The 22,454-nt window shown below is 64.4% G+C and carries 22 protein-coding genes; 15 read left to right on the top strand and 7 right to left on the bottom strand.

All coding sequences use genetic code 11. The features are described from left to right. The first annotated feature begins 171 nt into the window (after positions 1–171). Together ACFMBG_RS08970 and ACFMBG_RS08965 are read left to right on the top strand one after the other, a co-directional pair. On the top strand, positions 172–342 hold the full coding sequence (locus tag ACFMBG_RS08970) for a DUF1328 domain-containing protein (RefSeq protein ID WP_421054361.1): 171 nt from the start codon (positions 172–174) through the stop codon (positions 340–342). A gap of 127 nt (positions 343–469) precedes the next feature. Next, a complete protein-coding gene (locus tag ACFMBG_RS08965; RefSeq protein WP_421054360.1) occupies positions 470–967 on the top strand; it encodes a Dps family protein in 498 nt (165 codons plus the stop codon). Positions 968–1,142: 175 nt separating this feature from the next. Here the strand turns inward: ACFMBG_RS08965 and ACFMBG_RS08960 are convergent, their stop codons facing one another. Further along, positions 1,143–1,958: a response regulator gene (locus tag ACFMBG_RS08960; RefSeq protein ID WP_421054359.1), complete on the bottom strand. Its 816-nt coding sequence runs from the start codon at positions 1,956–1,958 to the stop codon at positions 1,143–1,145. A 47-nt stretch (positions 1,959–2,005) separates the two neighbouring features. On the opposite strand from ACFMBG_RS08960, the gene ACFMBG_RS08955 reads away from it, so the two are divergent. The 4 genes from ACFMBG_RS08955 to ACFMBG_RS08940 are packed head-to-tail and all read left to right on the top strand — an operon-like array spanning position 2,006 to position 6,032. Next, positions 2,006–2,251, top strand: coding sequence for a NepR family anti-sigma factor (locus tag ACFMBG_RS08955; protein ID WP_421054358.1), 246 nt, complete (start codon positions 2,006–2,008; stop codon positions 2,249–2,251). Next, positions 2,244–2,801: an RNA polymerase sigma factor gene (locus ACFMBG_RS08950; protein WP_421054357.1), complete on the top strand. Its 558-nt coding sequence runs from the start codon at positions 2,244–2,246 to the stop codon at positions 2,799–2,801. The genes ACFMBG_RS08955 and ACFMBG_RS08950 overlap by 8 nt, the downstream gene beginning before the upstream one ends. After that, positions 2,798–4,570 carry a sensor histidine kinase gene (locus ACFMBG_RS08945; RefSeq protein WP_421054356.1) on the top strand — a complete coding sequence of 591 codons (1,773 nt, stop codon included), beginning with the start codon at positions 2,798–2,800 and terminating at the stop codon, positions 4,568–4,570. The genes ACFMBG_RS08950 and ACFMBG_RS08945 overlap by 4 nt, the downstream gene beginning before the upstream one ends. Continuing rightward, positions 4,548–6,032, top strand: coding sequence for a phospholipase D family protein (locus ACFMBG_RS08940; RefSeq protein ID WP_421054355.1), 1,485 nt, complete (start codon positions 4,548–4,550; stop codon positions 6,030–6,032). Before ACFMBG_RS08945 ends, ACFMBG_RS08940 begins: the two co-directional genes overlap by 23 nt. 233 nt (positions 6,033–6,265) lie before the next feature. On the opposite strand, the gene ACFMBG_RS08935 is transcribed toward ACFMBG_RS08940, so the two are convergent. From ACFMBG_RS08935 to ACFMBG_RS08915, 5 genes are all read right to left on the bottom strand, one after another. After that, complete coding sequence (locus ACFMBG_RS08935; RefSeq protein ID WP_421054354.1) at positions 6,266–6,391, bottom strand: entericidin; 126 nt, start codon at positions 6,389–6,391, stop codon at positions 6,266–6,268. A 10-nt stretch (positions 6,392–6,401) separates the two neighbouring features. After that, on the bottom strand, positions 6,402–6,890 hold the full coding sequence (locus ACFMBG_RS08930; RefSeq protein ID WP_421054353.1) for a hypothetical protein: 489 nt from the start codon (positions 6,888–6,890) through the stop codon (positions 6,402–6,404). A 554-nt stretch (positions 6,891–7,444) separates the two neighbouring features. Further along, on the bottom strand, positions 7,445–8,095 hold the full coding sequence (locus ACFMBG_RS08925; protein WP_421054352.1) for a PRC-barrel domain-containing protein: 651 nt from the start codon (positions 8,093–8,095) through the stop codon (positions 7,445–7,447). A gap of 292 nt (positions 8,096–8,387) precedes the next feature. Further along, the gene (locus ACFMBG_RS08920) at positions 8,388–9,416 is read right to left on the bottom strand and encodes an AI-2E family transporter (RefSeq protein WP_421054351.1); all 1,029 of its coding nucleotides are present in this window, start codon (positions 9,414–9,416) and stop codon (positions 8,388–8,390) included. Between the two features lie 358 nt (positions 9,417–9,774). Next, positions 9,775–10,476 carry a GntR family transcriptional regulator gene (locus ACFMBG_RS08915; RefSeq protein ID WP_421054350.1) on the bottom strand — a complete coding sequence of 234 codons (702 nt, stop codon included), beginning with the start codon at positions 10,474–10,476 and terminating at the stop codon, positions 9,775–9,777. Positions 10,477–10,680: 204 nt separating this feature from the next. Between ACFMBG_RS08915 and ACFMBG_RS08910 the strand changes: the two genes are divergently transcribed. The 3 genes from ACFMBG_RS08910 to ACFMBG_RS08900 all read left to right on the top strand — a co-directional run bounded on the left by ACFMBG_RS08910 (position 10,681) and on the right by ACFMBG_RS08900 (position 13,878). Next, positions 10,681–11,766, top strand: a complete 1,086-nt coding sequence (locus tag ACFMBG_RS08910) for a TRAP transporter substrate-binding protein (protein WP_421054349.1) — start codon at positions 10,681–10,683, stop codon at positions 11,764–11,766. A gap of 67 nt (positions 11,767–11,833) precedes the next feature. Continuing rightward, positions 11,834–12,331 carry a TRAP transporter small permease subunit gene (locus tag ACFMBG_RS08905; RefSeq protein ID WP_421054348.1) on the top strand — a complete coding sequence of 166 codons (498 nt, stop codon included), beginning with the start codon at positions 11,834–11,836 and terminating at the stop codon, positions 12,329–12,331. Beyond that, complete coding sequence (locus ACFMBG_RS08900; RefSeq protein WP_421054347.1) at positions 12,328–13,878, top strand: TRAP transporter large permease; 1,551 nt, start codon at positions 12,328–12,330, stop codon at positions 13,876–13,878. The genes ACFMBG_RS08905 and ACFMBG_RS08900 overlap by 4 nt, the downstream gene beginning before the upstream one ends. Before the next feature lie 99 nt (positions 13,879–13,977). Here the strand turns inward: ACFMBG_RS08900 and ACFMBG_RS08895 are convergent, their stop codons facing one another. After that, on the bottom strand, positions 13,978–14,673 hold the full coding sequence (locus ACFMBG_RS08895) for a GntR family transcriptional regulator (RefSeq protein ID WP_421054346.1): 696 nt from the start codon (positions 14,671–14,673) through the stop codon (positions 13,978–13,980). A gap of 134 nt (positions 14,674–14,807) precedes the next feature. Between ACFMBG_RS08895 and ACFMBG_RS08890 the strand changes: the two genes are divergently transcribed. The 6 genes from ACFMBG_RS08890 to ACFMBG_RS08865 all read left to right on the top strand — a co-directional run bounded on the left by ACFMBG_RS08890 (position 14,808) and on the right by ACFMBG_RS08865 (position 22,328). Continuing rightward, positions 14,808–15,506 carry an aspartate/glutamate racemase family protein gene (locus ACFMBG_RS08890; protein WP_421054345.1) on the top strand — a complete coding sequence of 233 codons (699 nt, stop codon included), beginning with the start codon at positions 14,808–14,810 and terminating at the stop codon, positions 15,504–15,506. 22 nt (positions 15,507–15,528) lie between these two features. Continuing rightward, a complete protein-coding gene (locus ACFMBG_RS08885) occupies positions 15,529–16,896 on the top strand; it encodes an NCS1 family transporter (protein WP_421054344.1) in 1,368 nt (455 codons plus the stop codon). A 318-nt stretch (positions 16,897–17,214) separates the two neighbouring features. After that, positions 17,215–18,006, top strand: a complete 792-nt coding sequence (locus ACFMBG_RS08880; protein ID WP_421054343.1) for a cyclase family protein — start codon at positions 17,215–17,217, stop codon at positions 18,004–18,006. Between the two features lie 87 nt (positions 18,007–18,093). Beyond that, the gene (locus tag ACFMBG_RS08875; RefSeq protein WP_421054342.1) at positions 18,094–18,597 is read left to right on the top strand and encodes a MarR family winged helix-turn-helix transcriptional regulator; all 504 of its coding nucleotides are present in this window, start codon (positions 18,094–18,096) and stop codon (positions 18,595–18,597) included. A gap of 27 nt (positions 18,598–18,624) precedes the next feature. Further along, entirely contained in the window at positions 18,625–20,790 is a 2,166-nt protein-coding gene (locus tag ACFMBG_RS08870; protein ID WP_421054341.1) for a thiamine pyrophosphate-dependent enzyme, read from the top strand. Next, positions 20,787–22,328 carry an indolepyruvate oxidoreductase subunit beta family protein gene (locus ACFMBG_RS08865; RefSeq protein ID WP_421054340.1) on the top strand — a complete coding sequence of 514 codons (1,542 nt, stop codon included), beginning with the start codon at positions 20,787–20,789 and terminating at the stop codon, positions 22,326–22,328. Before ACFMBG_RS08870 ends, ACFMBG_RS08865 begins: the two co-directional genes overlap by 4 nt. Positions 22,329–22,454 lie beyond the last annotated feature (126 nt).

Here is a 22,454-nt window from a genome sequence, read left to right as displayed (position 1 = left end):
GACCTCTCCGGGGGCCGGGCATTCCCGGCTTTACCATTTACTCCGCCGCGGTCCGGGTCGCCACGCCCAAGCAGCCGTGCAGCCGCAATCTAAAACTCTAGGTAACAGGCCGGAACCTTTCACCGGGCTTGCGGGTTGGGACGGTACAAACCGCAACTGAAAGGACACGGCATGCTGTACTGGGCGCTCGTTTTCCTGGCCGTTGCAATCATTGCCGGCATCTTCGGATTTGGCGGCATCGCTTCGGCCTCCGCCGGGATCGCACAGATCCTGTTTTTTATTTTCCTAGTGCTGTTTGCAGTAGCGCTGATCGTGCGCCTGCTGCGCGGCGCCTCCCGCTGACGGCCGGGGCTGGCGGCGGCCTCTTGCGGCCGCCGCCCGCGTTCCAGCCAGCAGGCCGGACAGAGCGTTTCCCGCCGTCCGGTTTTCCTTCCACCCCTTAAACCATGACTGACAAAAGGAGTTTCCCATGACTGGCGCACTTTCCGCCACCCCAAGCCCTGACACTGTCGAAACCGGTGTCCGCGACACCGGCCCGATCGCCAGCGGTTTGGCGGATGTGCTGGCCGACACCTACCGGCTTGTCTTCAAGACCCACGCCTATCACTGGAACGTCGAAGGCCCGGCCTTCTACTCGATGCACAAGCTGACCGAGGAGCAGTACGAGAACATGTTCGCCGCCGCCGACACCCTGGCAGAGCGCATCCGGGCGCTGGGGCACCTGGCACCGTCGCGGATGGATGAGATCCTGAACCGCTCGAAAATCGAGGATGCCAGCGGCGAGCTGACCGCCGGCGGCATGGCGCAGGACCTGGCCGCCAGCCACGAGCGTATCGCCCACCGGCTGCACGCGCTGGCCGAGCTGGCCAGCAGCCGCCGCGATATCGTGACCGAGGATCTGGCCACGGCGCGCTCCGCGTTCCATGAGCAGGCCGCCTGGATGCTGCGGGCGCTGGCCAAGTCCTGACCTGAAGCTGTTTCCGCCTTCCTGCCACCCTCCCGTCCTGCAGGAAGGCGCCAAACCCCGCCCCGTCTCCTCCCCGGGGCGGGGCCTTTTTATGACCGCTGGCACGCGGCCGGAACAAAAGACCCGGACCGCACATGCGGCCCGGGCCTCTGGCTTTCTGCCCCGCCGGGCAGCGTCAGCCTTTCAGCGTTTCGGTCGAGGAGAAGAACATCGCCTGGCTTACCGCCGAGCGTACCTGCTCCTCGGTGTAGGGTTTCGAGATCAGGAACGCCGGTTCCGGCCCCTCGCCCGTCAGCAGGCGTTCCGGGAAGGCGGTGATGAAGATCACCGGACGGTCGCCATGCTTGGCCAGGATACCGTTCACCGCGTCGATGCCGCTGGAGTTGTCCGCCAGCTGGATGTCCGACAGGATCAGATCGGCGGAATCCTTTGCCGCCAGGTCCAGCGCGTTTGACTCGGTGCGGGCGATGCCGGTCACCGAATGCCCCATGCCGGTGACGATCGCTTCGAGGTCCATGGCGATTACCGCTTCGTCCTCGATGATCATGATTTTACCGGCGGTCGCCCGCGACATTTCCTCGTAGGCGATCGAGATCAGCTCCGAGGCTTCGCTTTCGCTCACGCCCATGATGGTGCCGGTATCGGCTGCGCTGAACTCCTCGATGGTGTGCAGCAGCAGCGCCTCCCGGGTGTTCGGGGTCAGCCGGCGCAAGTATTTCTGCGCCCTGGCTGCCAAGCCCGCATCGCTTTCCTCCTCGCCCGCCGGGGCACCGGAGGAGGACCAGATTGCATGGAAGACACGAAACAGTGCCACCTTTGGGGACAGTCCGCTGTCGTATTCGGCGTCACCCGCCAGGATCGCCTCCAGCGAGGCCAGGGCATATTGGTCGCCGCTGCTTTGGCTGCCGGTCAGCGCCCGGGCGTAGCGGCGCAGATAGGGCAGGTTTGCACCAATCTGGCTGGCGATCAGTTCTCCCGATTGAGCGGTCATTTTGTGATGTCCTTTTTTGCAATATACATGGAACTATACGCGCCGCTGTGCGTTTTGGTTCCAGAAAACCGCGCAAAAAACCGATGGATGGCATGACACAGCTAAGACCCCCCCGGCCGCGCAACGAAAAGGCCGACCGCGAAATAGATGAAAACCTCAGGCGGGCTTTCGACGAGATCGCGAATGAGCCGGTTCCGGACCGGTTCACCGATCTGCTGAAGCAACTCAAGGAAAAGGGGGCTGCGACGCCTCCCGCCCCGGAACTGTCCAAGGAGGACCGCTCCGATGACTGACACCGCAAAGGACCCGAGAGACGACCTGGTCAATCACCTGGGCGCCTTGCGCGCCTTTGCCATCAGTCTGACCCGCAACAGCGCCACAGCCGACGACCTGGTGCAGGACACGCTGGTCAAGGCCTGGACGAATATCGACAAGTTCGAGCACGGGTCGAACATGCGGGCCTGGCTGTTCACCATCCTGCGCAACACCTTTTACTCGCTGCGCCGCAAGCGCAAGCGTGAGGTTGAGGATGGCGACGGGGCGCTGTCCGCAACGCTGGCGCAGAAACCCGATCACGACGGGCGTCTGCACATGCGCGATTTTCAGGCCGCCTTTGCCCAGCTGAATGACGAGCAGCGCGAAGCGCTGGTGCTGGTCGGTGCAGGCGGTTTTTCCTACGAGGAAGCGGCAGAGATGTGCGGTGTGAAGACCGGCACCATCAAAAGCCGGGTGAACCGCGCCCGGGCCCGGCTGACCGAACTGATGGAACTGGACAGCGACAGCCAGATGGAACTGACCGACACCGTCACCGCCGGGATCGTTGCCCAGCAGGGCGCCGCATGATCAAAATGCCCCGGCTGCAAGCGGGCAGCCTGCTGGTCAGGCTGGCGGCGCTGATGACGCTTGCCTTGCTGCCGCTGGGGCTGATTGCGCTGTACCAGACCAACGCGGTGGTGGAAGAGGCCGCCCGGCTGTCGCGCGCCTCGCTGCTGGACCGCACCGAACGGGCCGCGGCCAGGGAGCGGGAACTGCTGCAGCGGGCGGGCGGCGCCACCGAAGGGCTGGCCGCTGCCATCCTGCCGGTGGTGGAGGACCGCGCCGGCTGCATCCGGATGCTGAAGGCGTTCACAAACGGGGCGAACCCGTTCACCTTTGCCGCCTTCGTGTCATTGGACGGTAGGATGGAGTGTGCCTCCGACGGCCGGACGCGGGACCTTTCCGGCAAATGGATGTATCTGAAGGCGAAACAAACCACTAAGCTATCCTTTGCCCTGGGCCGGGGCCTGCTGAACGACAGCGGCAGCTACCTGCTGGCGACCAGCCCGGTGCTGCGCGACGGCATTCTGCTGGGATACGTGTCTATTGGCATTCCTCACAAGGTCGGCGCCGACCCGGGCGGTGCAGACGGGCAGGACAGAGGCATTCAGTACGTCACCGTGGACGCGCAGGGCGAAATCCTCTCTGCAAGCGTTCCCGAGCAGGAGGCCTCGCTGGCGCTGCCGGACTCAGTCCCCCGGCGGGACCTGGTGGCCCGCACGGGCGACACATTTTTCGAAGATGCCCGTTCCGGCCAGGAGCGGTTCTTTGCCGTGAGCGATATCCTTCCCGGCCAGGTGTCCGTGATCGGCAGCTGGCCTGTGGAAAACGCAATGTCCGCGGCCAGAAACCCGGCTTCGCTGGTGACGCTGGTGTTCCCGGTGCTGATGTGGCTTGCCGGCATTGCCGTTGCCATCTTCGGGCTGCAGCGGATGGTGATCCGCCACCTGAGCGCGCTGCGCAAGGCGATGCGCCGCTATGCGCTGGGGGAACGCGAGGATCCCAGCCTGGACCTGGTGACGCCGCCGCGCGAGTTTGCCGAAGCCCAGCAATCCTTCAACCGGATGGTGGCCATCCTCAGCGAGGCGGAGCGGCGGCGCGAGCTGGACCTGGAGGAAAAGACCATCCTGCTGCGCGAGGTCCACCACCGGGTCAAGAACAACCTGCAGCTTGTTGCCTCGATCATGAACATGCAGAGCCGCAACGCGCAAACCCCGGAGGCCCGGCGGATGCTGGCGCAGCTGCAGCGGCGGGTGCGCGGCCTGGCCACCATTCACCGCAGCCTGAATACCAACCCCGATGTGACCACCGTCGACAGCCGCGACCTCATCCACGCGCTGATTTCCGAAATCGGCGCGATGATCCCCGGTGCCGGACAGAAACTGGCGATCAGGACGGACCTGGCGCAGGTGCCGCTGAGCCAGGATCAGGGGGTGACCCTGTCGATGCTGGTCTCGGAGGCGATGACCAACGCGGTCAAATATGCCGGCGTGCCCGACGGTGGAAAGCCGGAAATCCTGGTCAGCCTGCGCGAAACCGCCGAAAACTGGCTGGAGCTTGAGATTACCAACACCAAGGGTCAGCCGGTGATACCCCCGGAAGAGGCCACCGACGGAACCGGTATCGGCGCTCGGCTGATGATGGCCTTTGCCACCCAGCTTGAGGGCGAGGCCTCCACATACGAAACCGAGGACAGCCATACCTACCGGCTGGGGTTCCCCGCCGTTGCCGGGGCTGTGCCGCCGGCAGCAGCATCGCAGGATCAGGAGAAACATGCCGCAGGAGCCGCAACCTGAACAGCGCCACGGCGATTTCGAGGTGCTGATTACCGCCGAAGAGGCCTGGCCCGCGTTTGAACGTGCGGTGCTGGGCGCGAAGCGTGAGCTCCTTGCCAGTTTCCGCCTGTTCGATTTTGCCACCCGCCTGCTCAGCCCGGAGGCACGGGAGGTCGGGGAAACCTGGGCCGGCCTGATCGCCGATGCATTGCGGCGCGGGGTGCGGGTGCAGCTGGTGGTGAGCGATTTCGACCCGGTGATGGCGGCGCCGCTGCATGCTGCCGCACAGAAGACGCTGGCGCAGGCGCAGGAGGTCATGGCAGGGCTTGCCCCGGAGCAGGCAGCACTGCTGTCGGTCGCCGCCTCGCTGCATCCGGCGCGGGCGGGGCTGCTGCCGCGGCTCGCGTTTTCGCCTTTTGTGCTGCGCAAACTGCGCAAGCTGCCCAAGCGGCTGCGGCCGGCTGCGGCCAGCCGCCCGGGGCTGCCGCAGCTCTACCCGGTGTCGCATCACCAGAAGATTGCGGTGATCGACCGGGAGGTCCTGTATATCGGCGGGCTGGATCTGAACCGGCGCCGCTATGACACGCTGGAGCATGACCAGCCGGCGCATGAGACCTGGGCGGACGTGCAGCTGATGCTGCGCGGCCCCGAAGCCGAAGAGGCGGCCCGCCACCTGGAGCGGTTCCGGGATGAGATCGCCCTGCGCAAGCGGCCGCCGGAAGGCAAGCTGATCCGCCGCACGATGTCGGCACCGCGCCGCGCCGGGTTCTGGGCCTTGTCGCCCCGCACGGTGCTGAAGGAGATCGAGGAGGACCACCTGGCCGCCTTCGAGCGGGCGCGGAATTTGATTTACCTGGAATCCCAGTTCCTGCGCTCCAGCCCGATTGCCCGAGGGCTGGCCCGCGCCGCGCGCCGCAATCCTGCGCTGTCGCTGATCCTGATCCTGCCCGCGCTGCCCGACGACGTCGCCTTTGAAGGCAACCGCGATCTGGACGCCCGTTATGGCATGGCTCTGCAGGCGGAAGCGCTGGCAGAGGTGACTGAGGCCTTCGGCACCCGCGCCTGCGTTGCCAGCCCGGTTCAGCGGCGCATGGCCGCCCGCGACGCGCCTGCGGTCTTGTCGGGTTCACCAATCATCTATCTGCACAGCAAGGTACTGGTCACCGACCGGGATTTTGCCATGGTCGGCTCGGCTAACTTGAACGGGCGATCAATGCGCTGGGACACCGAGGCAGCCCTGCGGATCAGCCAGCACGCACGGATCGACATATTGTGGAAGGACCTTGCGCGGCATTGGTGGCAGGAGGATCTGCCACCCGAAGCGTTGGAGCCGGCCAGCGCCGCCGCCTGGTGGCAGCGGGAGATCCGCCGCAACCAGGTGCGCCGTCCCGAGGCCCGCCGCGGGCTGCTGGTACCGCATGATCCGGACAAGATGGCGGAGCTTCAGCAGCCGCTGCCTGGCGCTACTGAAGATATCGTCTGAACAAGCCGCTGCCACGCGCAGCGGCGCTTAAAAAAGGCACCTGGGGTGCGCCCAGGTGCCTTAGAGGAGGCCCGAAACTGCCGGATCAAACCGGGCGGGGGGAGGACTTCGGGCCGTTATTTTCAAGACCAACGCAGCGACCCTGCAAAAGTTCCCATGCAGTGGAAAAACAAAACCCGGCGGCTTGGATCGCCGCCGGGTTTACCGGGAGGCCAGGAAAGCGGACGGGCGTCTTATTGCGCTTCCTGGGACTCTTCGGTGATTTCATCACCAAGGTTCGACACGTCCCGGCCGAACCCTTCGGCGGTTTCGCAGGCAGCCAGTCCGGCCAGTGCCAAAAGCGCGATCATGGTACGCATGGCGGCCTCCTTATTTCAGTTTCGACGCGACATTGCTGGCAAAGGCGTCGATGATGGCGTTGTAGAACACTTCGCTGTCAACGCTCACCGCAGCAGGATCGGTGCCTTCGGGGTAATACGCGTTGACCTGATCCGCGGAGACCGTGAGGTCGTAGCGCATGTCCTTGGAGGCGTCGGGCATGTCGATGTCCACATCGCCTTTCAGCACCCATTCGCCAACGCCCAGCGCCTGCTTGAAATTGCTGGCAAGCGCGACGGAGTCAATCTCGATATGGATTTCCGCGGCCTCTCCGGCATCTTCACCCGCGATCTGGCCCACGAGGTTCTTGGCCAAGGCGGTTTCCAGGTCGGTTTCCAGGCTGGTCCAGACTTTGGCAGCCTCGTAATTCTCGATCGCGCCAAGGTCGGCAGTCACGTCGATTTCGGAAACCTGGGACCCCGCAGCTGCTGCGGTGGCCATAGCGGCAACGAGGGCGGTAGTGCGGATCAGATGAGTCATTTTCTATGCTCCTTTCCATGTCTGTCCCTCTTGGGGATGCATCACAGAAACGCGCAGGCCGCCTGAAAGGTTCCTGATTTTTATACCCAAATTCGCCTAGCGCGGGTTCCGGACGGGTTCCTTTTGGCCATCAGGGAGTTACGGGCGGAACTTCCCGGCCGGCCCGGACGTTTGTCTTGCGCATAAGAGCAGCCAGAGACGGAAACCCATGAATTCTTCGAAACAACCCGTTGCGGAGGTCCCGCAGGATACCAGCCGCATCGTCCGCCAGACCGACGGCCCGGTCACCGTGGCCAGGCTGACAGAGGAACTTGGGCACAGCTCGCTTTCGGCGGTTCTGGCGGTTCCGGCCCTGGCCGTGGGCACGCCGCTGAGCGGGGTGCCTGCCTTAAATAGCCCAAAAGGCCGGGTTCCGATGCGGAACCCGGCCTTGAAGGGCCGCCTGGCAGTGATGTTTGCCCGAAACGCCGGTACGAGGCAGGGAACCGGCAGCAGGACGGGGGCAAACGGGCGGCTCTCAAAGGGGCCAGCAGGCCCCTTTGAGAAAGGGTGTGTTACTCGGACTGGTACTCAGGCAGAGCGTCCAGCTCCTCGCGGGTCAGATGGGTCTTCACGCGGATGTCGCCGTCCATTTTGCCGATATCCAGATCGCCCATGGTCAGCTCCACCGGCTTCTCGCCGATACCCAGGAAACCGCCAACGTCGATGATCACCGCTTCAACGCTGCCGCTGGTGTTGACGATCACCTGTGACACTTCGCCGATGTGCTCATCATTGGAGTCATAGGTCCAGGCGCCGGTCAGAGCCTCAGTGGTCATTTCGCCTTCGGCCAGCGGTTCCATGGCCGGGCCGTCCGCGTCAGGGTTGACTGCGTCCGCCATGCTCTCGGCAGCGTTCCCGGTCTCGGCGGCCAGTTCGCTGGCTTCCTGCTCCACTGCGGCAGCGCCGGCTTCGGCTTCATTGGCCAGTTCGGCAACACCAGCTTCGGCTTCATTGGCCAGCTCTTCGGCCTCCTGCTCCAGCGGAGCGGTTTCGGCCTGGGCCTCGCCCGAGACGCTGGTTTCGCCCGAGGCATCAACGGCCGGGGTTTCCAGCTGGACTTCGGCCCCGGCGCTGCCGGAAGCTTCGGTTTCGGTTTCGGTGCCGGCAAAGGCGGGCACGGCGGTTGCGACGATCAGCGAAGTCGAAAGCAAAAGATGTTTCATCGGATTGATCTCCATTCCAGTTTCACTCATCTGCGCGCTTGAGTTACAGCCACCCAACCCGCATCAGGCCGGTATGGTTCCCGCGCCGTGCAAATTTTTTTCAAAAAACCGGAAGGCTGGAAAAATGCGGGAAAATCATCGCTTAACCCCGCTGCAAGGCGCGCGGCTGAGGCCACAACTGCCCCTGTGCAAGCGCCGGGAGCAGGCACTTTCAGGCTGGAAAACCTGGCAATGCAGTTCCCCGGCGCGCAGGCTTGGGGAGAAGAACGGAGAGTGCAGCTGCCCGGGCCGGTTATTCGGATTCCGGGGCATCTTCCGGAGCATCCGCCTCTGCCGGTTCGGGCGGCGGCACCAGCATGCGGCCGCACCACAGCAGCACCGGCAGCGCCACGATGGCGCCAACCGGCCCCCAGATCCAGAGCCCGAATACAATGGCCCAGAACACAATGAGCGGATTGAGGTCCAACTGGCGGCCGACAAAGGCCGGGGTCACGAATTGCGCCTCGGTCAGGTTCAGTCCGAGGAACAGCAGCGGCGGCAGCACAGCGCCTGCGCCGCCGATCTGGGTCAGGCCCGCCACCGTCAATCCGGCCAGCATGAACAACGGACCGAGGTACAGAATGAAGTTCAGGATGGCCGCCGCCAGCCCCCAGATCCAGGCGCCCGGCAGGCCGATCACCGCCAGACCGGCAGCCGTCAGCAGGCCCAGCCCGCCATTGACGATTGTGACCGCCGCAAAGTAGCGCGCCACCGCCCGCTCCGCCCGGAAAAACCGGGCCGCAAAGCTGCCGGCCTGTTCATAAAGTTCGTTCCGGGTCAGCACGAAGAAGAACAGCGTGCCTGCAAAGATGAACATCTGCGCGCCAAAGTTCGGTGCCAGCCAGAGCGCATCCATCAGCGTTGGCAGGCCGCCTTCTTCCTCCGTGTCCGCATCCGCTGCGCCGATTGTTTCCTCGATTTCACTGCTGATGCTTTCGATCCCGCGCAGCAGGCCGGACACCATATCGAGCCAGCCGCGGATTTCATATTTGATCTTGGGGATCTGGCTGGCCAGCGATGTCAGCAGCGGGTCCAGCGACAGGATCAGCAAAGCCAGCAGCGCAGTGGACAGCACCAGCAGGCTGGTGGCCACCACAACCCGGCTGACCCCGAACCGTTCCAGCCGGTCTGCCAGCGGCGCGACCACAACCCCGACCACCAGGGCAAAGACGCCAGGCGCCAGTACCGGCTTGGCGAAATACATTGCAGCCCCCAAAAGGATCAGGGTGATGATCAGCAGCATCACCCGGACCGAGCGCTTGGCGATCACTGTCTGCCACATGATCTAACGCCCCGTGCCGCAGCACTGCTTGCGCATCCAGGCCTCCAGCGGCTTCGGGGCGGTTGCGGTGTGATCATTGGGCATGGAGGACCTCCCTGATGACATTGGTCTGCTGGCTGCGTTCGGCAAGCCGACGCTTCAATTCTGGCGCTCCGGGTCGCGCCGGTGCGGGCGTTTGCAGAGTTGGCATGTGAACAGCCTGGCGGGCCATTGACGAATGGCTGTGCACTCTCCGTGTTCCTTGGTGGTGAGCCCGGCTTGCATCGTATATCCGTCTGTTTCAGGTGCCTGTCCGCTTTGGAACAAACGCCTGCCGCCCCGGTTCGGTTCCCTGAGGGTGTTCTTCCGCAGCCCGTGGTCAGCCCTGAGTGAACAGCTGATAGCCTGGGTGCGCCACAGCGCGCAAACTGGTGATCGGATCATCCCCGATCCATGTGGTGCGCTCCATCACGAACAATGCGTCGCCGACCTTGCTCTGGAGCACCTCGCTGTCGCTTTCGGTGCCGGGCCGCGCATAAAGCCGCAGGTCGCAGCGGCTGTAGGGGCGGTTGCGGACCAGCCATTCATTTGCGCTTTCGCGGGTCAGGTCGACCGTTTCGATCTCCGGCACGGTTTCCAGGCAGATCCAACGGTCTTCGAAGATATAGGGGCGGCTGTCGGCCAGGTGCAGCGCCTCGACGCGCAGCATCGGGCGGGCCTCGGGCAGGCCGAAATTGGCCATGATCGCCGGGGGTGTCGCCTGCACCGATTGACGGATCAGCTGGTACTGGTAGACGCAGCCCTTCTGTTCGACCTCAAGCCGGGTGATCGGGATATTCAGCGTCGCGCGGGTGACCGGATCGCGCCGCACCATCGTGCCGCCCTTGCGCCGCCGCTCTACCAACCCGCTTTCGGCCAGATCCCGCATGGCGCGGTGAACGGTCGAGCGGGCACAGCCGAATTGGGCTGCAAACTCTTCATCGCGCGGCAGTTTATCCCCGGGCCCGTAGGTCGAATCCAGGATCATCTGCCGGATGCTGTCCCGGATATCCGTCCAGGAATGGCGCCGCTTGTCCGTCAAAATTCATCCCCCAGACCGCACGGGACAATGTTCGTTGCCGCTCCATATTTCATCTTGCGCCGAAAGGCGAACGCGAACCGCGCAACCGTGATTGACAATAATATGTAGCTACATATTAATGTAAAGCACTTACAAAACAAGAGCGAGTCTGCGCCACCGGCCCGCGGCCACCGCAGATCCACCGACAGACGGAGGAATGGAGACATGCAAAGACGGAAGTTTCTGAAAGCCGGCGCTTTGGGCGCAGCGGCCACGGCGCTGGCCAGCCCTGCCATCGCCCAAGGCAAGATGCAGTGGAAGATGGTCACCGCCTGGCCCAAGAACCTGCCCGGACCCGGTGTGGCGGCGCAAATGCTGGCAGACCGGATCACCACGCTTTCGGGCGGCCGGATCGAGGTCAAGCTGTTTGCCGCGGGCGAACTGGTGCCGGGCCGCGGTGTGTTCGACGCAGTGTCCGAAGGCACCGCAGAGCTGTATCACGCGGTGCCGGCCTACTGGGGATCCAAGTCCAAGGGCATCCTGCTGTTCGGCTCGCAGCCGTTCGGCCTGCGCGCGGATGAGCAGTTCGGCTGGCTGTACCACGGCGGCGGCCAGGCGCTGTATGACGAGATGTACGGCCGCTTCGGCATCAAGCCGTTCCTGTGCGGCAACTCCGGCCCGCAGTGGGGCGGCTGGTTCAAGACCGAGATCAACTCTGCCGAAGACCTGAAGGGCCTCAAGTTCCGCACCACCGGTCTGGCGTCGGAAATGGCCTCGAAACTGGGCATGGCGGCGGAGGCGACCAGCGGTCCGGCGATGTTCCAGGGCCTGCAGACCGGCGCCCTGGACGCGGGCGAATTCATCGGCCCCTGGACCGACAGCGCCCTTGGCTATTACCAGGTGGCCAAGAATTACTACTGGCCGGGTGTGGGCGAGCCGTCGTCGGCCGAGGAATGCGGCGTCAACGCCAGCGTATTCGCGGAATTGCCGGAAGACCTGCAGCAGGTGGTGTCGCTGGCTTGCGAGAGCCTCTACAACCCGGTCTGGACCGAATACACCACCAAACACGCACTGGCGCTGAAGAAGATGGTAGACGAGGACGGGGTGCAGGTGAAGATGTTCCCCGAGGACGTGATCGCTGCAATGGGCGCAGCCGCCAAGGAAGTGATCGCCGAGCTGCAGGAGGACGAGGATGAGCTGGTGCGCCGCATCACTGAAAGCTTCCTGGCCTACCGCGACAGCGTTGGCGGCTACATGACCTATGCCGACAACGGCCAGATGAACGCCCGTGCCTCGGTGATGGGCTACTGATCTTTGCAAAGCCCGCCGGCGTCCGGGGTGACCGGGGCGCCGGCTTTTTGATGGGGAGAGACGCAGGATGCTACGGGTTGCGGATGCGCTGGACGGCATCAACCGGGGTCTGGCGCTGGTGATACGCTGGCTGGCGCTGCTGATGGTGCTGGCGCAGTTTGCCATCGTGGTCGGGCGCTATGTATTCGGGGTGAATTCCATCGCCGCGCAGGAAAGCGTCCTCTACATGCATTCCACCCTGTTCATGCTGGCAGCCGGCTACACGCTGCTGGTCGACAAGCATGTGCGCGTGGATGTTTTCTATGCGGGTCTCAGCCCCCGCGCCCAGCGCCGCATCGACATTTTCGGCCATCTGGTGCTGCTGCTGCCGTCGATGGCGGCGCTGCTCTACTGGTCCTGGCCCTCGGTGCGCAATTCCTGGGCCATCCTCGAAGGCCCGATCGCCGTCGGCGGACTTGAGGCCGTGTTCCTGCTGAAATCGCTGATCCCCGCCTTTTGCGTGCTGGTCATGCTGCAATCCATCGCCCTGCTGATCCGCCTGTTCTCCGAAAGAGCCCCCCAATGACGGAATATCTCGACCTGGTCATGTTCGCGGCCCTGATGGCAGCGATCCTCATGGGGTTCCCGGTGGCCTTCTCCATTGCGGGCATTGCGATCCTGTTTGCCTATCTCGGCTGGGCGCTGGGGGTGATGGATATCTCGCTGCTGGGGGCACTGGGCCAGCGCGCCTTCGGGCTGCTGAGCAACCAGGTGCTGATCGCCATCCCGCTGTTCGTGCTGATGGGGGCGATCCTGGAAAAGAGCCGCATCGCCGAAGAGCTGCTGGACACCATGGGGCGGCTGTTCGGCCAGCTGAAAGGCGGATTGGGCATCTCGGTGGTGCTAGTGGGGGCGCTGCTGGCGGCCTCGACCGGTATTGTCGGCGCCACGGTGGTGGCGATGGGCATGATCGCCCTGCCCGCCATGCTGCGCGCGGGCTATGACCCGCGGGTGGCGTCGGGCATCGTCTGCACGGCCGGCACGCTGGGGCAGATTATCCCGCCCTCGACCCTGCTGATCATCCTCGCCGATGTGATGTCCAACGCCTACCAGCAGGCGCAGTATGAACAAGGCAAATTCTCGGTCGAGGCGCTGTCCGTGGGCCAGTTCTTTGCCGCGGCGCTGGTGCCCGGGCTGGTGCTGGTGGTTCTGTACCTCCTTTATATCCTGATACGCGGCGCCCTGCGCCCGCAGGACATGCCCTCTGCCCCGGCCGGCCTGGCCCGCCCCGGCCGTGGTGAGGTCGTGCGCGCCGTGGTGCCGCCGATCCTGCTGATCTTTGCGGTGCTGGGCGCCATCCTCGGCGGCGTGGCAACACCCACCGAGGCGGCCTCCGTCGGGGCGGTCGGCGCGCTGCTGATGGCGGGTCTGCGTGCTGGCGGCCCGGCCCGGCTGATCCTGTTCGGTGCAGCCGCGCTGATCCTGCTGGGCATCCTGTCGGGGCTGCATCCCATCCGCCTGCAGCGCAGCGACCTGAGCACCGGCGATTTTGCGGCGGGGCTGTTCTATGCGCTGCTGACGGCTGTCGGGGCCATCGCCGTGATCGCCGCCCTGCGCAGCGGGCTGAAACAGCGGATCCTGCATGAGGCCGTGACCTCAACCGCAACGATGACCGCGATGATCTTTGCGACCATCCTGGCCGCAGGCATGTTCTCGCTGGTTTTCATCGGGCTGGGCGGCGAGGAGCGGGTGGCGCATATTCTCGGCAACATGCCGGGCGGGCCCACCGGGGCGCTGCTGTTCTGCATGCTGTTCATCTTTGTGCTGGGCTTCTTCCTCGACTTCGTCGAGATCTCGGTCATCGTGCTGCCGCTGGTCACGCCGACGCTGATCCTGATGGGGCATGACCCGGTCTGGCTGGGCATCCTGATCGCAATCAACCTGCAGACCAGCTTTCTGACCCCGCCGTTCGGCTTTTCGCTGTTCTACTTGCGCGGTGCCGCACCCAAGGAAGTGACCACCCGCCATATCTATCAGGGGGTCGTGCCATTCATCGGCTTGCAGGCGCTTGGGGTTCTGCTGGTCTGGCTGATTCCCGGCCTGGCGACTTGGCTGCCTTCGGCGATTTTCTGACCCGCCGCGCCCTCGCAGTAATTTCCAATGCGAGGGTGCGCGCCTGTGGCGCAAGACGGGTGCGAAACCAATGCTGCGGTTAGGGCGGGATGTACCCGATTATTCCGCGGACGGCGCCTTGCGCGGAGCGATCAGCTGCTCCCTGAGGCTCATGGGCGCGGCGGGCGGCTCATCGAAGTTCAGCCCTTCCTCGAGATGGCGCAGATGCTCGTCCGCAAGCCGGACCAGCTCATCCGTATTGCCAGCCTCCAGCGCATCAACGATCCGGTCGTGCTCGTCTTCGGCGCAGGAGGAGCTGCCGGTGGGGGAATAAAGCCCCAAAATCAGTGTGCTGCGCATGGTCAGCTCTGACAGGAACCGCTCCAGCACCAGGTTGCCGGCAATCTGCGCAATCCGCATGTGAAACTGCCGCGAGGCGCGCAGCTCCGCCGGTTTGTCGCCTGCTTTGTGCGCCGCGGCTTCCTCAAGAATATTGTCCCGCAGAAGCACGATGTCCTCGGCAGATGCCTGGCCGGAGGCATGCCGGGCAATGGTGCGCTCGATCGCCCGGCGGGCCTGGAATATGTCGCGCGCTTCTTTCGGCGAAGGGGTCATCACAAAGGCGCCGCGATTGGGGCGCAGCTCCACCACCTGCTGCGCCGCCAGCGATGCCAGGGCCCGGCGCACATTGGCGCGGTTGCAGGAAAACAGATCGCTCAGCGCCTGTTCGCCCAGCTTGGTTCCGGCTGGGAGGCGCTGCTCGGCAATCGCGTCGAGAATCGCATTCACGATCTGATCTTCGGGAGAATCCTTCATCGGGCCTCAAAAAGTTTTTCCTGCCTTGCCGCAACTTAAGGAGCGTCAGGGCGCTTGGCAATGGCACCCCGGAGGACCGGTCTTGACGTGTTACCAAATTTTGTTAACAATAAATGACAACAAAGGAGGAGCGCATGAAAATTCTGGTCGTCAATCCCAACTCGACCGAGTCGATGACGCGGAAGATCGTTGAGGCCGCTGAGGCCGCTGCCAGCCCCGGGGTCACCATCCTGGGCGCAACGGCGGCTGGTGCCCCGCCCAGTATCGAGGGCCATTTCGACGAGGCGATGTCTTTGCCCGGCTTGCTGGCGCAGGTCGCCGCGGGCGAGGAGCAGGGCGTGGACGGCATCGTCGTTGCCTGTTTCGACGACCCTGGCATCGGCGCCTGCCGCGAGCTGGCCACCGGCCCGGTCTTGGGCATCTGCGAAGCGGCGGTGAAGGCGGCGAGCATGCTGGCGACCTCGTTCTCGGTGGTGACCACGCTGCCCCGCGCGGTGCCGGTGATCGAACATCTGATCCACGGCTACGGCCTGTCGCACCAGTGCCGCCGGGTACGCTCGGCCGCGATCCCGGTGCTGGCGCTGGAGGAGGAAGGCTCCGGTGCGCGGGAGAAGATCCGCGCCGAGATCCTGCGCGCCATCGAGGAGGATCATTGCGAGGCGGTTGTGCTGGGCTGCGCCGGCATGGCCGATCTCACCGCCTGGCTCAGCCAGGAGACGGGCATTCCCGTCATCGACGGGGTCAGCGCGGCAACGCGGATGATCGAGGCGCTGGCAGGCTGCGGCCTCAAGACCAGCAAGATCAACGCCTATGCGCGCCCCAACCGGAAATAGTGGTATCGTCAGGGAGGAAAACATGACCATGAATGCAGAATTGGAAGCCGTCGTCGAAGGCGGCGGTATCGAGGAACACGGCGGCAAGGGGATCGGGGAGGAGAGCCTTGCACCGCAGGAAACGCGGATCATGGATCCGTGGTCCTATCTGTTTGCCTGGCTCGGCGGCTGCGTGTCGATCGGCACCTTCACCATCGGCTCCGGCCTGGTGGGCACGCTGAACCTGCTGCAGACCTTCGTGGCAATTGCCATCGGCTGCACGGTGATCGGCATCGCGCTGATGATCAACGGCCAGGCCGGCCACAAATACGGCATTCCGTTCATGGTGCAGGCGCGATCCGCCTTCGGCTTTGCCGGCACCCGCCTTCCGGCGCTGGTGCGCTCGGTTCCCGCGATCGTCTGGTTCGGCTTCCAAAGCTGGATCGGCGCGGGGGCGCTGAACCTCGTCTCCGACACGCTGTTCGGCTATGACAACATCGTGGTGTTCTTCATCGGCTTCCAGCTTCTGCAGATCGGCCTGTCGGTGCTGGGGTTCCATGGCATCAAATGGCTGGAGAACATCGGCTCCGTCTTCATCATCGGCTCGCTGATCTACATGTTCTTCAGCGTGATCAGCAAATACGGCGAGGAGATCTCCGCCAATCTGGTCAATGTCGAAGGCACCTGGGGCGCGCCCTTCTGGGGAGCCACCATGCTGTTCCTGGGCATCTACAGCACCATGATGCTGAACGTCTCGGACTACTCGCGCGAGCTGCGCCAGAATGTCGGCCCGTTCCGCCAGGTGGCGATCTATGCCAACTCGATCCTGCCTGCGACGCTGTTCATGGGGCTGATCGGCCTGATGGTCTCCGGCGCCACTGGCGAAGTGGACCCCATCAAGGTATTCTCCAGCGCTGTCGACAACAAGCCGCTGCTGGTCATCACCCTGCTGTTCATCGCCTTTGCCCAGGTGACCACCAACATCCTGAACAACGTGGTGCCGCCGGCCTATGCGCTGATGGATATCTTCAAGATCAAGTTCAGGACCTCCGCGGTGATCGTCGGCCTGCTGGCCTTCGCCACCTTCCCCTGGGAGCTGGTCAAGGACGAATCCGCCGCCGGCCTCAGCCTGTTCATCCAGACCTATTCCGCCTTCCTGGGCCCGATCTTTGCGATCCTGGTGGTGGACTACTTCGTGCTGCGCAAGCAGGAGCTGGATCTGGACAAACTCTATGATGAGAACGGCCCCTATCAGGGTATCAACTGGGCCGCGGTGATTGCCATGGGCATCGGGGTTGCGGCGGCGCTGATCTTCTCCGGCATCTCCTGGTATGCAAGCCTGCTGCCTGCCGGTGTCTCCTACTACCTGCTGATGCAGCATCTGCCGGCTGCAAAGCGGTTCATGAGCTGACCGCAAGGCGACGCGCTTGAGGGAGGGCTCCGCAGCTGGCGGAGCCCTCTTTATTTTTGCACACGTGCATGGTCCGTCGGACAGCCAACCGAGCTGGCGGGAGTTCCGCAGCAAAGGGCTTCCCGCGAACGCCTTCCCCTTCACCCCGCATTAACATGCAAATGCAGATTAACAACGCGCAGAAATCAACCAATGCGCCAAAGCAGAACTTGACGATCAAAGCTCTTTTAAATTTGCAAATACATGTATATTTTAATTCCCAGTGCTTCACCGGACGCACAAAGCGGCGATCAGACCGCGCACAACGGGAGAGAAACAATGACTGCAGCCAATGCATTGGACGGCCTAGGCGCCATGATCCTGTCGGGAGAGATCGAAGTGGTGGACTGCTCGGGCACCTTGGGCCCTGAGACACCGATCCTTCAGCTGCCTGAAGACTTTGCCAAGAACACGCCCAAGGTCGAAATCCACAAAATCAGCGAATATGACGAGGACGGCCCGTTCTTTGCCTGGAACTGGATGGTTCTGGGGGAGCATTCCGGCACTCATTTTGACGCCCCGCACCACTGGATCACCGGCAAGGACTACAGCGACGGCTATACCGATACGCTGGACGTCCAGCGCCTGGTGGCGCCGGTCAACGTGATCGATTGCTCGAAGGAGAGCGCAGAAAACCCGGATTTCCTGCTGACAGCAGACCTGATCAAGGCATGGGAGACAGAGCACGGAGACATCGGCGAAGGTGAGTGGGTGGTTATGCGCACCGATTGGGACAAGCGCGCGCATAACGAAGAGGCCTTCCTGAACGCAGACGAAACCGGACCGCACAGCCCCGGGCCGACCCCGGATGCCGTTGAGTACCTGCTGTCGAAGAAAATCGTCGGCTGGGGCAGCCAGTGCATCGGCACGGATGCAGGCCAGGCCGGCGGGATGGAACCGCCCTACCCGGCCCACAACCTGCTGCACCGCGACAACTGCTTTGGCCTTGCCTCGCTTGCCAATCTGGACAAATTGCCGCCCAAGGGCGCGCTGCTTATTGCGGCCCCGCTCAAGATCCAGCGCGGCACTGGCAGCCCGATCCGGGCGCTGGCGCTGGTGCCGCGGGGCTGAGGCGGGAAACGCGCCCGCGTTACCCCGGACCCAGCGCCAATGTGCGGGCGGCGGCTCCGGCACTCATCTGGCGCAAAGGAAGGATGCATGACTGCAGACAAAACCGCGACCCCGCAGACCGATGCGGAGGAGAGCAAACCCCTGCCGCGGCTTGGGGAAATCGGGTTGGAGAACTTCCCGCCTTACCTGATGAACCGCATCATGGGCCGCTACAACGCGGCCCTGCGCGAGGAGATGGCGGCGCATGGACTGACCACCGCCAAGATGCGGGCGCTGGCTGTACTGTCGGTGCTGGACGGGCTGCTGATCCGCGACTTGTCCGTCTATGCGGTGGTGGAGCAATCCACCCTCAGCCGCGCGCTCGACGCGCTGGAGCGCGATGGGCTGGTCCAGCGCAAGACCGATCCCGATGACAGCCGCGCCACCCGCATCGTCATGACCCCCAAAGGCCGCGAAACCCATGAAGGGCTCTGGCCGCATGTGGCGGAGGCCTGCGCGCAAATGTTCAAGGGCGTCGAGCCGGAAGAACAGCGCGCCTTTACCGCCACCCTGCAGAAGATCCTGCGCAACGTGCGCGTGAACCAATTCTAAACCCGGAACCAACCCAAGGAGGCGCAAATGGCCGAAAGATCCTTCAAGGCTGAGGTCGAGCATCTGCGGCAGGGTGCAGGCAGCAGCTTCACCGGCGAGGGCATTCTGGCCATCACCAAGGCGCTTCTGGAAAACGGCGTGGGATACGTCGGCGGCTATCAGGGGGCGCCGATCTCGCACCTGATGGATGTGCTGGCCGATGCCGAGGACCTGCTGGCTGAGCTGGGCGTGCGGTTCGAGGCCAATGCCTCGGAAGCTGCCGCTGCGGCGATGCTGGCGGCGTCGGTCCACTACCCGATCCGCGGCGCGGTCACCTTCAAGGGCTCGGTTGGCGTCAACGTGGCTTCTGACGCGCTGGCCAATCTCGCCTCCTCCGGTGTCAATGGCGGCGCCATCATCATCGTCGGCGAGGATTACGGCGAAGGCTCCTCGATCATGCAGGAGCGGTCTTATGCCTTTGCGATGAAATCCCAGTTCTGGCTGCTTGATCCGCGGCCGAACCTGCCGTCGATCGTGAAATCGGTGGGTGACAGCTTTGCCTTGTCGGAGGCGTCGAACACGCCGGTGATGCTGATGGTGCGGATCCGCTCCTGCCATGTGACCGGCACCTTCGACTGCCGCGACAATCAGCGCCCGCCGCTGACCGTGCGCGAGGCGCTCTCCAATCCGCAGCGCGATTTCCAGCGTGTGGTGCTGCCGCCGATGTCCTATCAGCACGAGCACGACAAGATCGAAAACCGCTGGCCCGCGGCGGCGAAGTTCATTCTTGAAAACGGGCTGAATGAACGCTTCGGCCCGCAGGACGGCAAGGCCGGGCTGATCTGCCTGGGCGGCATGTACAACAGCGTGATCCGCGCGCTGCAGAGGCTGGGGCTGGCGGACATCAGCGGTAATACCGAGGTGCCGCTGTACGTGATGAACGTGGCCTACCCGCTGGTGCAAAGCGACCTCCTGGATTTCTGCGAGGGCAAGGAGGCGGTGCTGATGATCGAGGAGGGGCAGCCCGAATTCATCGAACAGCAGCTGGGCGCCATGCTTTACAAGGCGGGCAGCCAGACAAAGCTGGAGGGCAAGGGCATCTTTCCGAAGGCGGGCGAATACACCGGCCAGGTGATGATGGACGGGCTGGATGATTTCTTCCGCAAATACGCCGCCCACCTGCTGCCCAGCCAAATTCTGGCGCCGAACGCGCCACAGCCAGAGATCCCGGACCTGAGCCAGACCGTGCCGATCCGCCCCCCTGGGTTCTGCACCGGCTGCCCGGAACGGCCGATCTTTGCCTCGATGAAGTTGGTCGAGCAGGAGCTGGGCAAGCACCAGATCTCCGCCGACATCGGCTGCCACCTGTTTGCCTCGCTGCCGCCGTTTGAGATTGGCGGGCAGACGATGGGCTACGGGCTGGGACCCGCGTCGAACGCCGCATTCGACGGCGGCGGCGAGAAACGCGCGATCTCGATCATTGGCGATGGCGGGTTCTGGCACAACGGGCTCAGCAGCTCGATCGGCAACATGGTGTTCAACAAGTCGGACAGCGTGGCGATCATCGTCGACAACTACTACTCGGCGGCGACCGGCGGCCAGGACATCCCGTCCAGCCGCGCAAAGAACGCCAGCAAATCGACCAACAACCCGATCACCAAGGCGCTGGAGGGCGCGGGCGTCAAATGGATCCGGCAGATCGACCGGACCTATGACGTCACAAAGATGCGCGAGACCCTCCGCGAGGCGCTGACCACCGATTACGACGGCCCCAAGGTGATCGTCGCCTCCTCCGAATGCATGCTGAACCGGCAGCGCCGGGAGAAGCCGCAGCGCAACAAGGCGATCAAGGACGGCGCGCGGGTGGAGATCCCCCGATTTGGCGTCGATGAGGACGTCTGCACCGGCGATCACGCCTGCATCCGCCTGTCCGGCTGCCCGTCGCTGTCGCTGAAAAAGCTGGACGACCCGCTGCGCGACGACCCGGTGGCGCATATCGACCAGTCCTGCGTCGGCTGCGGCAACTGCGGCGAGGTGGCCGATGCGGCCATCCTCTGCCCCTCGTTCTACGAGGCGCGCGTAGTGCATAACCCCAGCGGTTTTGAACGCTGGGCCGCCGGATTGCGCAGCCGGGTGATTTCCTGGCTCCAGACCCGCCGCGCGGCGCGGCGTCTGACCTTCAACGGCACCGCCACCGGGAGGACCGCATCATGACCATCGAACTGCCGGTCGCCGCCCGCCCGGCCACCCCGGGCCTGCAGGGTGTCATCAAGCTGGCCATTCTCGCCGTCGGCGGCCAAGGCGGCGGGGTGCTGACCAACTGGATCGAGGCCCTCGCCCGCAGCCAGGGATACAGCGCCCAGGCCACCAGCGTTGCCGGCGTCGCCCAGCGCACCGGGGCCACCATCTATTACATCGAGATGGCGCCGGGCAGCGTGGCGCACCCGGTGTTCTCACTGGCGCCGGCCCCGGGTGACGTCGATGTGATGATCGCTGCGGAGATGATGGAAGCCGGCCGCGCCATCATGCGCGGCTTCGTGACCCCGGACCGCACCACGCTGATCGCCTCGACCCACCGCGCGCTGGCCGTCTCAGAGAAGATGGTGCCCGGTGACGGCATTGCCAATGCGGATGAAGTGCGCGCAGCCGCGGAAACCGCGGCCAAGAAGCTGGTGATGGCCGACATGGACAGCGCCGCGGTGCGGGTGGGATCGGTGATCTCTGCCTCGCTGTTTGGCGCCCTGGCAGGCTCCGGCGCCCTGCCCTTCCCCCGGTCCGCCTTCGAAGAGGCGATCCGTGCAAGCGGCAAAGGGGTCGAGGCCAGCCTGCGGGCCTTTGCCGCCGGTCATGACCTGGCGGAGCAAGGCGAACTGCCGGCAGCGGGGCCCGCCACGGAAGCCCCGGCAGAGCCCCAAGGACCAGGCAAAGCCCTGCGCGCCTGGAACGCGCTGGCGGCGCGTGTTTCTCAATTGCCCGCCGCGGTGCAGGAAATGGCCGCTCCGGGTTTGCGCAAGGTCGTGGATTTTCAGGACACGGCTTACGGGACCGAATACCTGGACCGGCTGCAGGGCGTGCTGGATCGCGACAGCGCAGACCAAGAGTATGAGCTCAGCCGTGAAGCGGCGAAATACATCGCCAATGCAATGGCTTATGATGACGTGATCCGGGTTGCCGACCTCAAGACCCGAAGCAGCCGCCTTGGCCGTATCGAGAGCCAGATGGGATCGCAACACAAGCTGATGACTCTCACCGACTACCTGCACCCCCGCGCCGAAGAGATCGCAGGCCTGCTCCCCGCCCGCCTGGGCGCGCGGGTGGAAAGCAGCCCGAGGTGGATGGCCCGCCTCGACAGGCTGTTCAACAAGGGCCACCGCATCCGCACGGACAGTCTCCGCGGGTTCCTGATGCTCTATCTTCTTGGCGGGTTGCGCGGCTGGCGCCGCCGCAGCCTGCGCCACGCGCAGGAGCAGGCGCATCTGGACCAATGGCTCACCGCCGCGCTTAGCCATCTGCCGCAGAGCTATGGCATGGCGGTCGAAGTGATCCGCTGCCGCCGCCTGATCAAGGGGTATTCGGACACCCACGCGCGCGGTCATTCCAAATTCGACCGGGTGATGGCGGGTGCCACCATGGTGGCCGCCCGGGAAGACGGTCCGCAATGGGTGGCCCGCCTGCGCGAAGCCGCTTTGCAGGACGAAAAGGGCGAGGCTTTGGACGGTGCGATCAAGACGATCCAGAGCTTCGCGGCATAGCTGACCCGGTTTGCTCGGCAGGATCCCGTCCTGCGCGCCGCGGTGGCCCAGGAACCGGCCTCTCCGGCGCAGCGCAACAGGTTTGATCAACCCGGGGCAAGCAGCGCCGGGCCGAGTATGGGCGTG

Source organism: Leisingera coralii (assembly GCF_049056525.1).
GTDB lineage: Bacteria > Pseudomonadota > Alphaproteobacteria > Rhodobacterales > Rhodobacteraceae > Leisingera > Leisingera coralii.
The sequence above is the reverse complement of the archived record's forward strand: the minus strand, read 5'-3'. Positions and strand labels throughout refer to the sequence as shown.